Here is a 12,258-nt window from a genome sequence, read left to right on the forward strand (position 1 = left end):
AGCAGCACGTCGGCGATGCGGTCGCTCGCGCCGCCGTCCCACAGGTCGGGCCTGCGCGGGGCGGGCGTGGCGACCAGCTCGAGCACACCGCCGTCCGTCGTCCACGCGCGCACGTCGTCGCGCCGGCCGCGGGCGTACACGATCCGCGGATGGTCGCCGTCCGTGATCTCCCGCAGCGGGAGCGGCGGTTCGCCCGGCAGCGGGGAACCCACGAGCATCGCGTCGATCGTCTCCGCCCTGCGGCCCGTCCGGTCGAGCAGGGCCGTCAGGAACCGCGGGTTCATCGGCGCCGCGAGCGCGTCGCACGGCACGGCGGCCAGGGTGTCGTGGACCCACTGCGGATCCTCGTCGACGAAGACGACCGCGTGCGCGGTGAAGGCGAGCACCCCCGCGTCCCGCTCGGACATCTGCGGGACGACGACGGTACGGCCGTCCGGCGGCGGGAGGTCGTCCCGGGCCACCGCGTCGAGAATGTCCCGAAGAGTCTCCATCACCAAGCTCCTTGCGCCGCTTGAGTCTCCACCCACTGGAAGGCCCACACTCACCAACATGATCGATGACGGCACCGGACTCCTCACCATCGGGGAACTGGCCAGGTCCACCGGACTGACCGTGCGCACCATCCGCTACTGGTCGGACGAGGGCGTGCTCACCCCGGTGACCCGCTCCGCAGGCGGCTACCGGCTCTACGACGCCGAGTCCGCCGCCCGTCTCGAACTGATCCGTACTTTGCGGGAGTTGGGCCTCGGCCTGGACGACGTGCGCAAGGTGCTGGCCGGTGAGACGACCGTCGCGGAGGTGGCCGCCGCGCATGTGGTGGCGCTGGACGCGCAGATCAGGTCGCTGAGGGTGACCCGTGCGGTGCTGTCGACCGTCGCGAGACGCGGTTCGACCGCGGAGGAGATGACGTTCATGAACAAGTTGGCACGGCTGTCGGCAGCCGAACGGAAGCGGATCATGGAGGAGTTCGTGGACGAACTGTTCCACGGGCTCGACACCGTCGATCCGGCCATCGAGGAGCGGATGCGCTCCATCGCGTCGGACCTCCCGGACGACCCGACCCCCGAACAGGTCGACGCCTGGGTGGAGTTGGCGGAGCTGGTGCAGGACCCGGAGTTCCGGGCGCAGATGCGCCAGGTCATGGAGTTCAACGCGTCGGACCAGGACCGCATCGCCGTCCGCGGGCGGTCCACCTGGTTTCCCATGCGGCTGGTGCAGTTGGGCGCGGAAGCCAGGGAGCGGGGCATCGCCCCCGAGTCGCCGGAGGCGGAGGCGATCCTGCGGGAGGTGCTCGGGGACGGCGGCGACCCGGCCGTCGTACTCGAACGGATGGAGTCGGCGTCCAACGACCGGCTCGCCCGGTACCGGGAGTTGCTGTCCACGGTGAAGGGCGCGGGGCCCGCGGCGGCGCACCGGGAGGAGTTCGCGTGGGTGGTCGCCGCGCTGCGGGCTCGCGCGGCCGGTTAGTCTGGCCTCCGTCAACAGGCGGTAAAGCGTTACGAAGGGGCGGATCCGGTGGCGGACATCGAGGAAGCACGCAAGCATTTCCAGCGGATCGACACGGACGGTGACGGTGTCATCACCGCGGCCGAGTTCAAGACCGCCCTGGCCCAGGGAGGCGACTGGAACGTGACCGAGACGGTCGCCGAGGCGATCATCAAGAGCCGGGACCTCAATGGGGACAAGGTCCTGTCGTTCGACGAGTTCTGGGCCCACCTGAACAAGTGACCCGATCGTTCGGAAGGGGCGCCCGTCCTACGGTGGACGGGCGCCCCTTCCGTCATGTCCGGTGGTGAGTCATGGCCGGCGGCCGCTCCTGATCCGTACGCTCCAGCGGCCCTCGTGCCGTTCCAGGACGAACGGCAGGTCGAAGCACTTGCCGACCTGGTCACTGGTGAGGACGTCCGCCGCCTGGCCCTGCGCGAGGGGCGGCCGTCGCGCAGGAGCAGGGCGTGGGTGGTGCCGACGGGCAGTTCCTCCAGGTGGTGGGTGACCAGGACCGCAGCCAGCTGCGAATGCTCCCGGCGCAGCCCGTCCAGCGCGTCGAGCAGCCGCTCCCGGCCCGGCAGCGGAGGGGGATGCACAGACGGCCGCGGAGGTGCTGCGGGCGGAGTTGGGAGGATCCGTTCGGGGAGTAGGTTCCGGGGAGTCGGTCGACCGTTGCTCGCCGTCACTGTTTCTTGTCGCCTGTCACTCGTATGGCGGGGGCCCGGAATAGCCGATGACGGCCCGAGGTTGAGGCCCATCAGACGCATGCGTGTGCATGGATTCTGGATCGGCGAAGGGTCTGTCATGAAGATCGGCATCATCGGCGCGGGCAACATCGGCGGCAACCTCACCCGGCGGCTCACCGCGCTCGGTCACGACGTCTCCGTCGCCAACTCGCGCGGCCCGCAGACACTCACCGTGCTGGCCGAGGAGACGGGCGCCACACCTGTACCGGTCGAGGAGGCGGCGACCGGGGCCGAGGTCGTCGTGGTCACCGTCCCCTTGAAGGCGGTCCCGAACCTGCCCAAGGGCTTCCTCGACGGCGCGGCGGAGAACGTCGCGGTCATCGACACCGGGAACTACTACCCCGGGCGGGACGGCCGGATCGACGCCATCCTCGACGAGGGCCATACCGAGAGCCGCTGGACGGCGCAGCAGATCGGCCACACCGTGATCAAGGCCTTCAACGGCACCTACGCCCAGGACATCCTGGACCGCCCCCGCCCGGCCGGCGCCCCCGACCGCCTCGCCCTCCCGGTGGCCGGCGACGACGAGGCCGCGAAGCGCGTGGTCCGGGCCCTGATCGACGACCTCGGCTTCGACACGGTCGACTCGGGCAGCCTCGACGAGTCCTGGCGCCAGCAGCCGGGGACGCCGGTGTACGGGCTGCGGGAGGGCGTGGACGGGATCGAGAAGGGACTGGCGGAGGCTTCGCCGGAGCGGACGGGGGACTTCAAGGGCTGAAGGGCCTTCAGCGGCTGAGGGGCCGGCTCACACGACCATCAGGCGTCCTTCGCCCACGTCTGCAAGGCCGCCTTGGTCGTGAAGTCGGCGACGTCCTTGTCGTGGGGGTCCGAGGTGTACTGGTGGAACTTCCAGTCCGCCTTGATGCGGGGCTTGCCGGCTGTCGTGTAGTCGGCGATCCACAGGCCGTCGCCCGCGTAGGAGGTCTTGTCGATGGTGAGCCAGAAGCTGCGGTTGCAGTAGAGGATGACCCGGTTGTTCGGGCGGAGGGCCTTCACCTTGCGGATGAAGCTGTCCTTCTCCGCGTTCGTGGCGTGGGTGCCGTCGCCTGTTGTCTCCCAGTCGACGGCCAGCAAGTCGCCTGCTTTTTCCGGGGCCTTGCTGACGAAGTACTCGGCCTGGGCTGTGATGTTGCCCGGCCAGAGGAAGTGGTAGAAGCCGACGACCAGTCCCGCGTCACGGCCCGTTTTCGTCTGGGCCGTGAGTCTGGGGTTGACGTACGAATGGCCCTCCGTCGTCTTGATGAAGACGAAGGAGGAGCCGTCCGTGCCATACGCGGTGGACTGGTACGCGCTTACGTCGATGCCATGCAACATGGGGGACTTGTGCCCCGTCCCCGGGATCCGGAACCTCAGCTTCTGGTGGCCGCCGAGCTGAGGACCGACGCCGACTTCGCCGACCAGTCCGAGGTGATCACGCTCGCGTGGTCCGCCGCCAGCAGGGCCAGTTTGGCGGCAACCTCCGCGTCTGTGGGGGCTGTTGAGGAGATCGCCGGGGCCACCGCGTACGCGTCCGTCATGATCAGGATGTAGTGGTTCGTGGAGTAGAACGACGTGTCGTAGCCGTTGTTGACGTACGTCGCCGCGTCACCGTCGAAGAACACGAACCAGGGGCGGATCGAGGTGTCGGACGTCCAACGGCTCGCCCTCGGATCGCCGTTCGCCGCGCCCAGTACCGCCGGGAAGGCCTGCGCCTGCGCGATCGTGCCGGCCGCGTACAGGTCGCGCAGATGGTCGCCGTACTCCTGGTCCGTCCAGTAGTGGTCGAACGGGTTGGCCTGCTCGACCGTGCCGGGGATCAGTTCGAAGACGAACTTGCCCTTGAGGTCGTCGCGTGAGGGCCACGCGTTCGCCTGGGCCGCCGCGTCGAGCGTGGAGTAGGAGGAGCCGAGCAGGTCGGACGGCTTGTAGACGCTGCTGCCGAGTTTCTGCGAGACCAGGGTGTCGAACGCGGTCGGGCCGAGACCGATGGTCTGGTTGAAGCCCACCTTCATCTCCACCTTGATGATGATGGGCGCGTGGTCCGGGTGCAGGGTGTTCCAGGCGGCCATGTTGTCCAGGCAACTGCCGAGGTCCTGGTCGGTGGCCTTGCTGTACAGGTCGGCGGGGGTGCTCGCGTACTCGCAGTTGTTGTCGTTGGAGAACAGGTCGCTGTGGCTGACCCGCCACCGCTTGCTCAGACTGTCGACGTAGACGTCCAGTTCGAGCAGTGAGGCCCCGGAGTCCAACGCCTGTGCCCAGTACGTGTACTTGTCCTTCTCGTACGCGTTGTGCGTCCCGATCGTCGTCGTCTCGGAGAACTTCGCCGCCGCCGCATGGGCGTTGCCCGCGGCCCCCGTCAGCAGCAGGGCGGCAGTGCCCAGCAACGCCGCCAGCCGTCTTATCGCCTTCATGAGTCTCAAGTCCCCTTCGCCGTGGCCTAGTTGGAGCCTTGTTGGCGGCAGCAGCGTAGGGCGAAGCGGTTACTCCTCGGTAGCCCCTGGGGGAACATCGGCTTCCACCTGCCCCGGGCTGAGAAGAATGCTTTCGTTTCGCGGATATTGCGTTCTGTTTATGGAGAACCATATTCTCGGACAATGAATCGTCCGGGCATGGGGTTCGCTCTTCGTTTCGACTTCCGCAACCCGGAGTCGGCCGGTACGACCATGGCCGACCGGTACGCGGCCGCCCTCGACATGGCCGAGTGGGCCGACGGGCTCGGCTGTGCGCGGATCACCGTCTCCGAGCACCACGGTTCGGCGGACGGGTATCTGCCCAGCCCCGTCCAGATGCTCGCGGCGATGGCCGCCCGTACGAAGCAAGTCCGTTTCCTCGTCGCCGCGTTGATCGCGGCCGGTTCGGTCGGATGCCGGGCACGATGGCAATGGCCCTGGCTGCCATGGCAGTTGGCGGGTCATTGAGTGCCGGGTCGGTCAACTCCGCCGGGGGCGCGGGGGGTTCGGGGTCGATGGGTTCGATGCTGTTCGGTCTCTTCGGCGGCGGAGGCGGGATGAGCCCGTCGATGAGCGGGGCGGCCTCGGTCGCGCCGCTCGGGGTGACGCTGGTCGGGTCCGTGGTGCTGTGGCTGGTGTTCTCGCGGCGGTTGCGGCAACGTCCGCTCACCGCAAGCGAGTTGGGCGCCCGGGCAGCCGGTGCCGGAGCGGCGGCACTGATCGCGTTCGTGCTGGTCACCACCCTTGCGCACGGGACGATCAGCGTGCCGGACTCGGCGATGAGCAGCGGGCTCGGCGGTGGGCAGGGCGCCGGGGCGAGCGTTGGTGGCATTGGTGCGTTGGGTGCCCTGGGCGGGATGTTCGGCGGTGGCGGTGGCGGCGGCGCCGCGCAGGACACGACGATGTCGTACGACGTCCTTGTCGGCTCGACCGCGTTCGGCGCGCTGGTGTGGGTGGCCGTGGTGCTCGCCCTGGGGTGCCTGGGCAGCCGGACGGCCTTCCGCTCCGGTCGCCCCCGCAGGCAAGCCGCCGACCCCGGTCACTGTCCGCGTCATGGGGGGAGGACTACGCTGGTCGAACAGGCCCCGGCCCGGCAATGACGCTCTGGACCCGCTGGTGGACGAGTCGTCCGAAGGAGAAGGTCATGATTCGCTCAGCCGATGTCCGGGAGTGGCGTGAGCGTGACGTCGTGGACGCGGAGTCGCACAAGATCGGTGTGCTTGAGGCCGTGTACGTGGACACCGCCACCGACGAGCCGGCCATGGCCACCGTCCGCACCGGACTGCCCACGCGGCACCGGCTGATCTTCGTCCCCCTGGACGACGCGATCGTGGGCCCGGACTACGTCAGGGTCGGCTACCCCAAAGCCCTGGTGAAGCAGGCCCCTTCGATCGGCACCGACGACGTGCTGCCCGCCGACCAGGAGGAAGCGATCTTCAAGCACTACGGCCTGCCGTACCAGCCCGGCGCGGGCGGCGAGCGCCAACTGGCCCGCCGCTGACGGCACCGGACGCCGAGAGGTTTCAACTCGGCGTTCCGGGCCATCCGTTGAACATGTCCACACGCTACGGCGGAAGCCCCGCGGGGACGGTCATCTCCGTCATCGCGGACATCGCGGCACTGATCCTGATCCTGTGGATCGCCCTCTATCTGTTCGACGCCAACACCGCGAACAACTCGGTCGACTGGGTCCATGACGCGGCCAACTGGCTGTCGGGCTGGTCGCACAACCTGTTCACCATCCACTCGGCGGACTGGCGCACCGTGGTCAACTACGGCCTGCCGGCCCTCGTCTACCTCTTCATCGGCCACGCGGTGGCCACCGGGGTCAACCGGAGCTAGACCACCACTGGGCCACCAACTGCCCGGCCGCCAGGCCGCCTTGCCTCATGACCTCTGGATCTCTAGACCTCGGGGCCGTGCGGGTAGGCGGCCGACCGGTGCTGGAAGGAGAGGATCTTCGGGTTCTGGACGACACCGTCCCGGATCTCGATGGCCTTCCGCACCGTGACGTCGTCGTCCCACGCGCTGGGGCCGCTCATGACCGTGCCCAGGTACGGCAGGAGCGCCTCGCTGATCTCCCAGGTGGCGGAGTTCCACAGGTGGGACGGGCTGTGGTCCACGGCGTAGTAGTGGCAGCCCGGACCGACCGTGGACATCGGGTCGCCGAAGCCGCTCGGCCGGGCCCAGGCGAAGCCCATGCCCTCGTCGCAGGCCACGTCGATGAAGAAGGTCCCCGGCTGGAACAGGGCGAGTTCCTCGTTGTTGACGAACATGAGCGGCGCGTCGGTGTCCTGGAGGACGCAGTTGACGACGATGTCGAACCCGGCCAGGTACTGCGCGAGCGGCACGGGCCCGAGCCCGGTCACCGCCTGGAGGCGGGAGGGATCGTCCTCCTGCTCCTCGAAGTGCCCCATCACGACCGACGGCATCGGCGAGGCCACGGCCGCGGCGGCGCGCTGCGTGAGCACCGTGACGTCGGAGACGCCCATGGCGCCCAGGCCCGTGACCGCGCCGCGTGCCGTGGCGCCGAAGCTTATGACCACCGCGCGCAGCCGACGGCCGTAGCTGCCGGTCAGCCCGCCGAGCTGCAGGGCGTGCAGCACCGAGCAGTAACCGGCCAGCTCGTTGTTCTTGTGGAACACGTGGACGCTGAAGGCGCCCGTGGAGGTCCAGTGGTTCATGGCCTCCCAGGCGATCAGGGTCAGCCGTCGGTCGATGCCGATCTGCGTCGTCTTCTCGTCCTGCACGCAGTGCGGCCAGCCCCACAGCACCTGACCCTCGCGCAGCTCGGCGAGGTCGGCGTGCATGGGCTTGGGCAGCAGCATGATGTCGCACTCGGCGACCAGGCGCTCACGGGAACGGAGGCCGCCGACGAGGGGGCGCAGTGCGTCGTCGGCGATGCCGAACCGTTCGCCGTAGCCCTGTTCGAGGAAGATTCGCTCCCGGATGTCCGGGGCGATCCGGTCGAGGTGGCGGGGGTGCAGCGGCAGACGGAACTCGTTCTCCTTGCGGGAGGAGTGGAGTACTCCGAGACTCATCAGGCTCATGTGGGGCGGCTCATTTCCGGCCGGACACGAAGCGCTCCGGCGTTGCCGTTCCCCGAGGGCGACGCCGAAACGGCTGACGGCGTGCGAGGTGCGCTCGGTATTGCCACGTTACTCCAGTCCGGAAAGGGCCGGATTCCATCGCCGGGCCCGCGTCGTACGGCGCGGGCCCGACCGCCGCCGAGCGCCGCCGGCCGGCGCTCGGCGGCCCCGCTGTCAGGTCGTCGCCGGGCGGCGGGTCCGGGGTCGGGGTGTCATCCGGAGGGTGCTGGGGCGGACCGTCGCGCGGGCTACCGGGCGGACGGTGCGGTCGGTGGTGAGGTCGAGGTGCCAGGCGCGGGTCAGGGTGGCGATCGCGGTGGTGATCTCGGCCAGGGCGAAGCGGTCGCCGATGCATTTGTGCTTGCCCGCACCGAAGGGAAGGAACGTTTCCTCGTGAAGTTGTCGGCTGTCGTCCAGCCAGCGGTCGGGGTCGAAGACGAGCGGGTCGGGGAAGTGTGCCGGGTCGCGGTGCAGCGCGTGCTGGCAGTACGCCAGTTCGGTGTCGGCCGGGATCTCCCAGTCGCCCAGCCGGGTGGCGGTGAGCGTGCGGCGGGTGACCAGCCAGCCGGTGTGATGGAGCCGTAGGGTCTCGCGGATCACCCTTGCGAGGTACGGGAGTTGGGACAGATTGTCGAAGGTGACGGGGCGGTCGCCGAGGACGGTGTCGAGCTCGTCCTGGACGCGGGCGTCGATGCCGGGATCGCGGGCGAGCTCGTACAGCACCCAGGACAGGACCGACGCGGTGGTCTCCGTGCCGGCCACGGCCAGGGTGAGGATCTCGGAGCAGATCTGGTGGGCGGTGAGCGGCCGGCCGGTCTCCTCGTCGGTGGCCCGCAGCAGCAGGGAGAGCATGTCGCCGCTGTCCCGGTCGGCGGAGCGCAGGTCGGCGACGGCCGTGTCGATCGTCGCGCGGACGGCGTCACGGGCCGCGGTGAAGCGGCGGTTGGCCGGCAGCGGGAGCTTCTCCACCCAGTCCGGCAGCATGATGCGGGCGCCGACGCCGTTCATGACCACCGACAGGTCCTCGCGGAGCCGGCGGAAGGCGTCGTCGTCGATGCTGCCGGAGAACACGGTCGCGGCCAGCATGTCGAGGGACAGCCGGACCATCGCCTCGCGGACGTCGAGGACCTGGCCGGGCCGCCAGCCGCTCACGGCGGCGGTGACCTGGTCGCGCATGATGTCGACGTACCGGGTGATCTCGGTGTGCCGGAACGCCGGTTGGAGCTGGCGTCGTTTGCGTACGTGCTCGGTGCCCGCCGCGGTGACGACGCTGTCGCCGAGCAACTGGCCCATCTTCTCGAAGAACCGGCCCTTGTCGAGGGTCGGGGCGAGGTCGACCAGCATGGCCCGGATCAGGGGCGGGTCGTTGACGACGATGGTGGACTGGCCGGGCTGGAGCCGGATCTCGACGAGCGGGCCGTAGCCGCGCAGCGAGGCCACGAATCCGAGGTTGTCGCGAAGGAGGGGGATCGCGTGCCCCAGGAGCGGGAGTGAGCCCGCGGCCCTGGGGATGGGGGGAGGCGCGACGGTCACGGTGAATCCCTTCACATCACAGAGATGACGCCGTGATCACTTCCCGGATCGTGTGCGGGAGCAATCCCTGCCGACGCGTGGCGAGAACCACGTGTGGGGGGCGGGGAGTTGTGGGCAGGGTGGGGCTCCGTGGATCCCAAGTGGGCTCATATGGGGGCATGTTGCTCGACTGACCCACCGGGGCCCTACGCCGCGAACACCCCCGCCGACCCCACCCCGCGCAGCGCCATCCGCTCCACCCGGCGCGCCTGGTCCACCCCGCCCCCGTCGACGCACGTGAACGGTGTCGCCGCGCACAGTCCCAGGAACGTCCGCTTCGCCGCCAAGTCGTCGGAGATCACGTGGATCTCGGGGACGAACGGGTCGGGGGTGCCGTCGAACGTCTCCCACCACACGTTCTTGAAGGCGCCCACCAGCCGCGCCTCCGGGAACGCGGCGGCGAGGTCCGTGGTGCCGCCGGTCGCCCACGGGCCCACGAAGTCGACGTGGCCGCCGGTGAAGGGGTTGGTGATGTCCACCAGGATCTTCCCGCGCAACCCGGCCCGCCAGGGCCGGAGTTGCTGCACCGCTCCCTGTACGCCGAGGACGGCGGGGATCACGACCGAGGACTCCGCCACGACCTCTTCGTAGTGCCCGCCGAACCGTACTTCGTGCCCGGCACGGGCGAACATCGTCGCGAGTGCGACGGCGATGCCGCCCGTGCCCAGTACGCCGATCGTCGGCGTCGCGTTCTTCTGCTCCTGCTCCTGCCCCTGGCTCATGGTGTCCGTTTCAGGACCAGGCTGACGTTGTGGCCGCCGAAGCCGAAGGAGTTGGCGAGCGCCGCGTCCCAACTGCCTTTGCGGTTACCGCCGTTGACCACGTCCAAATGGACCTGTGGGTCGAGTGCGTCGAGGTTGCGGGTGGCCGGGACGACCCCGTGGTGAAGGGAGAGGAGCGCCGACATCGCGCCGAACGCCCCCGACGCGCCCAGCATGTGGCCCGTCATCGACTTGGTCGCGGTCACCACCGGGTGCGTACCCAGCGCCTTCGTCACCGCGTCGGCCTCCGCGAGGTCGCCACCCGGGGTCGAGGTGGCGTGGGCGTGCACATGGCCGATGTCGGAGGGCTCCAACTCCGCTTCTCGCAGGGCCGTTTCGATCGACCGGACCTGCCCCTCGGTGTCGGACGCCGAGATGTGCCGGGCGCTGGAGGTCACTGCCGCACCGGCCACCGCGCCGTATACGCGGGCTCCCCGGGCGCGGGCGAACTCGGCGCGTTCCAGGACCAGTACGGCCGCGCCCTCGGCGATCACGAACCCCGAGCGGCCGGCGTCGAACGGCCGCGACACGGCGGCTGGGTCGCCCTCCTGCCGCGAAAGCGCCTTCATCTGCGCGAACGCGGCCAGCATGAACGGATGCAGACTCGCCTCGGTGCCCCCGGCCACCACGACATCGGCGCGGCCGAGGCGGATCAGGTCCAGTGCCAGGGCGATGGACTCGGCGCCCGAGGCGCACGCGCTGACCGGGGAGCGGGCGCCCGCGCGGGCGCCGAGGTCGATGCTGACCCAGGCCGCCGGTCCGTTCGGCATCAGCATGGGGACGGCGTACGAGGACAACTTCCGCATGCCCGACCGCTCGTAGACGTCGTTCTGGCCGAGCGTGCTCAACACGCCCCCGATACCGGTGCCGACGACCACGGCCAGCCGCTCCGGTTCGACCGGGGGCCGGCCCGCGTCCTGGAATGCCTCCCGGGCTGCCGCTACGGCCAGTTGCTCACCGCGATCCAGTTTGCGGGCCTGCACCCGGCCGAGGATCTCGACCGGGTCGGCGGACACCGAGCCCGCGACCCGTACCGGTAACTCCTCGGGCCAGGAGCCTTGTTCGTCGTGCAGGGTGCGCACGCCGGAGCGTCCGTCGAGCAGACCTTGCCATGATTCGGGTGCCGTGGCGCCGAGCGGGGTCATGGCTCCCAGGCCGGTCACGAGCACGTCCGCGTCCCTGAGTCGGGTCATCGCCGTGCCCTCCTTCCTGTTGCTGCTCCTGCTCCCGTCGCTGTCCGTCGGGCGCTCATGCGAAGACGATCGTGTGGTTGCCGTGGCGGAGCACGCGGTCCTCGCCGTGCCACTGCACCGCCCGTGTGAGCACCGCCCGTTCCACGTCCGCGCCGCGTCGTTGCAGCTCGGCGGCGGTGTCCGCGTGGCTGACCCGGACCACGTCCTGCTCGATGATCGGGCCCTCGTCGAGGTTCTCGGTGACGTAGTGGGCTGTGGCGCCGACGAGTTTCACGCCGCGTTCCTTCGCCTTGGCGTACGGGCCCGCGCCGATGAAGGCCGGCAGGAAGGAGTGGTGGATGTTGATGATCGGCACGTCCAGTCGCTCGATGAAGTCCGCCGACAGGATCTGCATGTAGCGGGCCAGCACGACGAAGTCGACGTTGCCGCGCAGCAGGCGCAACTGCTCAGCCTCCGCAGCCGACTTGTCCGGGCTCGAGGACGGGATGTGGAAGAAGGGGATGCCGAACGACCGGACCTCCTCCGCCGTGTCCGGGTGATTGGAGATCACCATGGCGACGGTGACGGGGAGTTGACCGCGCCGGTGCCGCCACAGCAGGTCCAGCAGACAGTGGTCGGACTTCGAGGCGAAGATCGCCACCCGCTTCGGAACCGACAGGTCCCGCAGCGTGAACTCCAACTCGAAGTCCCCGGCGAGCCGTTGCCGCAGCCCGTCCTCGATCGCGGGCAGCGCCGCCCCGAGGTGGTCGAGGCCGAACACCGTGCGCTGGAAGAACGCGCCGCCCTGCGGATTGTCCGAGTACTGGTCGAGGGAGACGATGTTCGCGCCGTGCTCACCGAGCACCGCGCCGACCGCCGCGACGATGCCGGGCCGGTCCTTGCCCCGGACGGTGAGGGAGGCGTGACGGTGCCCCGTGCGAGCGGTCGCGGCAGGGGCCGTAGCGCGAACTGGTGTGTGACTTTCCAGAGTTGACGTCACG

The 12,258-nt window shown here is 69.6% G+C and carries 15 protein-coding genes; 7 read left to right on the forward strand and 8 right to left on the reverse strand.

Going from position 1 to position 12,258, the window contains the following annotated elements; all coding sequences use genetic code 11:
* Positions 1-491, reverse strand: a 491-nt coding sequence (locus ACFWP5_RS03270; RefSeq protein WP_384149401.1) for a hypothetical protein, incomplete at its 3' end; no start/stop codon positions are given.
* 58 nt (positions 492-549) lie between these two features.
* Here ACFWP5_RS03270 and ACFWP5_RS03275 point away from each other — a divergent pair.
* The 3 genes from ACFWP5_RS03275 to ACFWP5_RS03285 all read left to right on the forward strand — a co-directional run bounded on the left by ACFWP5_RS03275 (position 550) and on the right by ACFWP5_RS03285 (position 2,952).
* A complete protein-coding gene (locus ACFWP5_RS03275; protein ID WP_384149403.1) occupies positions 550-1,467 on the forward strand; it encodes a MerR family transcriptional regulator in 918 nt (305 codons plus the stop codon).
* A 48-nt stretch (positions 1,468-1,515) separates the two neighbouring features.
* Positions 1,516-1,728, forward strand: coding sequence for an EF-hand domain-containing protein (locus tag ACFWP5_RS03280; RefSeq protein ID WP_033282798.1), 213 nt, complete (start codon positions 1,516-1,518; stop codon positions 1,726-1,728).
* Positions 1,729-2,292: 564 nt separating this feature from the next.
* Positions 2,293-2,952 carry an NADPH-dependent F420 reductase gene (locus tag ACFWP5_RS03285; protein ID WP_384149405.1) on the forward strand — a complete coding sequence of 220 codons (660 nt, stop codon included), beginning with the start codon at positions 2,293-2,295 and terminating at the stop codon, positions 2,950-2,952.
* Between the two features lie 38 nt (positions 2,953-2,990).
* Here the strand turns inward: ACFWP5_RS03285 and ACFWP5_RS03290 are convergent, their stop codons facing one another.
* Entirely contained in the window at positions 2,991-3,548 is a 558-nt protein-coding gene (locus ACFWP5_RS03290) for a GH25 family lysozyme (RefSeq protein WP_384149407.1), read from the reverse strand.
* A gap of 35 nt (positions 3,549-3,583) precedes the next feature.
* Complete coding sequence (locus ACFWP5_RS03295) at positions 3,584-4,624, reverse strand: phosphatidylinositol-specific phospholipase C domain-containing protein (RefSeq protein WP_384149409.1); 1,041 nt, start codon at positions 4,622-4,624, stop codon at positions 3,584-3,586.
* A gap of 198 nt (positions 4,625-4,822) precedes the next feature.
* On the opposite strand from ACFWP5_RS03295, the gene ACFWP5_RS03300 reads away from it, so the two are divergent.
* From ACFWP5_RS03300 to ACFWP5_RS03315, 4 genes are read left to right on the forward strand one after another with little or no spacing between them, the layout of a single operon-like run.
* Complete coding sequence (locus tag ACFWP5_RS03300; protein WP_384149411.1) at positions 4,823-5,131, forward strand: LLM class flavin-dependent oxidoreductase; 309 nt, start codon at positions 4,823-4,825, stop codon at positions 5,129-5,131.
* Positions 5,110-5,763 carry a streptophobe family protein gene (locus ACFWP5_RS03305; protein WP_384149413.1) on the forward strand — a complete coding sequence of 218 codons (654 nt, stop codon included), beginning with the start codon at positions 5,110-5,112 and terminating at the stop codon, positions 5,761-5,763. The genes ACFWP5_RS03300 and ACFWP5_RS03305 overlap by 22 nt, the downstream gene beginning before the upstream one ends.
* A 44-nt stretch (positions 5,764-5,807) precedes the next feature.
* Positions 5,808-6,164 (forward strand): PRC-barrel domain-containing protein, encoded by a 357-nt coding sequence (locus tag ACFWP5_RS03310; protein WP_384149415.1) that lies wholly within the window; start codon positions 5,808-5,810, stop codon positions 6,162-6,164.
* 53 nt (positions 6,165-6,217) lie between these two features.
* The gene (locus tag ACFWP5_RS03315) at positions 6,218-6,505 is read left to right on the forward strand and encodes a hypothetical protein (RefSeq protein ID WP_384149417.1); all 288 of its coding nucleotides are present in this window, start codon (positions 6,218-6,220) and stop codon (positions 6,503-6,505) included.
* Between the two features lie 62 nt (positions 6,506-6,567).
* On the opposite strand, the gene ACFWP5_RS03320 is transcribed toward ACFWP5_RS03315, so the two are convergent.
* The 5 genes from ACFWP5_RS03320 to purU form a co-directional block, all read right to left on the reverse strand.
* A complete protein-coding gene (locus tag ACFWP5_RS03320; RefSeq protein ID WP_384149419.1) occupies positions 6,568-7,713 on the reverse strand; it encodes a N(5)-(carboxyethyl)ornithine synthase in 1,146 nt (381 codons plus the stop codon).
* 213 nt (positions 7,714-7,926) lie between these two features.
* A complete protein-coding gene (locus ACFWP5_RS03325; RefSeq protein WP_384149421.1) occupies positions 7,927-9,285 on the reverse strand; it encodes a cytochrome P450 in 1,359 nt (452 codons plus the stop codon).
* Positions 9,286-9,470: 185 nt separating this feature from the next.
* On the reverse strand, positions 9,471-10,046 hold the full coding sequence (locus ACFWP5_RS03330; RefSeq protein WP_384149423.1) for an NADPH-dependent F420 reductase: 576 nt from the start codon (positions 10,044-10,046) through the stop codon (positions 9,471-9,473).
* A complete protein-coding gene (locus ACFWP5_RS03335; RefSeq protein ID WP_384149425.1) occupies positions 10,043-11,278 on the reverse strand; it encodes a beta-ketoacyl-[acyl-carrier-protein] synthase family protein in 1,236 nt (411 codons plus the stop codon). The genes ACFWP5_RS03330 and ACFWP5_RS03335 overlap by 4 nt, the downstream gene beginning before the upstream one ends.
* Before the next feature lie 55 nt (positions 11,279-11,333).
* Positions 11,334-12,257, reverse strand: a complete 924-nt coding sequence (gene purU, locus ACFWP5_RS03340; protein ID WP_384149427.1) for a formyltetrahydrofolate deformylase — start codon at positions 12,255-12,257, stop codon at positions 11,334-11,336.
* Position 12,258: the final 1 nt, after the last annotated feature.

Source organism: Streptomyces sp. NPDC058469 (assembly GCF_042721125.1).
Lineage (GTDB): Bacteria > Actinomycetota > Actinomycetes > Streptomycetales > Streptomycetaceae > Streptomyces.

What these genes read in the sequence shown, in the direction of transcription:
- ACFWP5_RS03275 (WP_384149403.1), top strand. Translation starts at nt 550, where the DNA reads ATGATCGATGACGGCACCGGACTCCTCACCATCGGGGAACTGGCCAGG.
- ACFWP5_RS03285 (WP_384149405.1), top strand. Translation starts at nt 2,293, where the DNA reads ATGAAGATCGGCATCATCGGCGCGGGCAACATCGGCGGCAACCTCACC.
- ACFWP5_RS03290 (WP_384149407.1), bottom strand. Translation starts at nt 3,548, where the DNA reads ATGTTGCATGGCATCGACGTAAGCGCGTACCAGTCCACCGCGTATGGC.
- ACFWP5_RS03295 (WP_384149409.1), bottom strand. Translation starts at nt 4,624, where the DNA reads ATGAAGGCGATAAGACGGCTGGCGGCGTTGCTGGGCACTGCCGCCCTG.
- ACFWP5_RS03300 (WP_384149411.1), top strand. Translation starts at nt 4,823, where the DNA reads ATGGGGTTCGCTCTTCGTTTCGACTTCCGCAACCCGGAGTCGGCCGGT.
- ACFWP5_RS03305 (WP_384149413.1), top strand. Translation starts at nt 5,110, where the DNA reads ATGGCAGTTGGCGGGTCATTGAGTGCCGGGTCGGTCAACTCCGCCGGG.
- ACFWP5_RS03310 (WP_384149415.1), top strand. Translation starts at nt 5,808, where the DNA reads ATGATTCGCTCAGCCGATGTCCGGGAGTGGCGTGAGCGTGACGTCGTG.
- ACFWP5_RS03315 (WP_384149417.1), top strand. Translation starts at nt 6,218, where the DNA reads ATGTCCACACGCTACGGCGGAAGCCCCGCGGGGACGGTCATCTCCGTC.
- ACFWP5_RS03320 (WP_384149419.1), bottom strand. Translation starts at nt 7,713, where the DNA reads ATGAGCCTGATGAGTCTCGGAGTACTCCACTCCTCCCGCAAGGAGAAC.
- ACFWP5_RS03330 (WP_384149423.1), bottom strand. Translation starts at nt 10,046, where the DNA reads ATGAGCCAGGGGCAGGAGCAGGAGCAGAAGAACGCGACGCCGACGATC.
- ACFWP5_RS03335 (WP_384149425.1), bottom strand. Translation starts at nt 11,278, where the DNA reads ATGACCCGACTCAGGGACGCGGACGTGCTCGTGACCGGCCTGGGAGCC.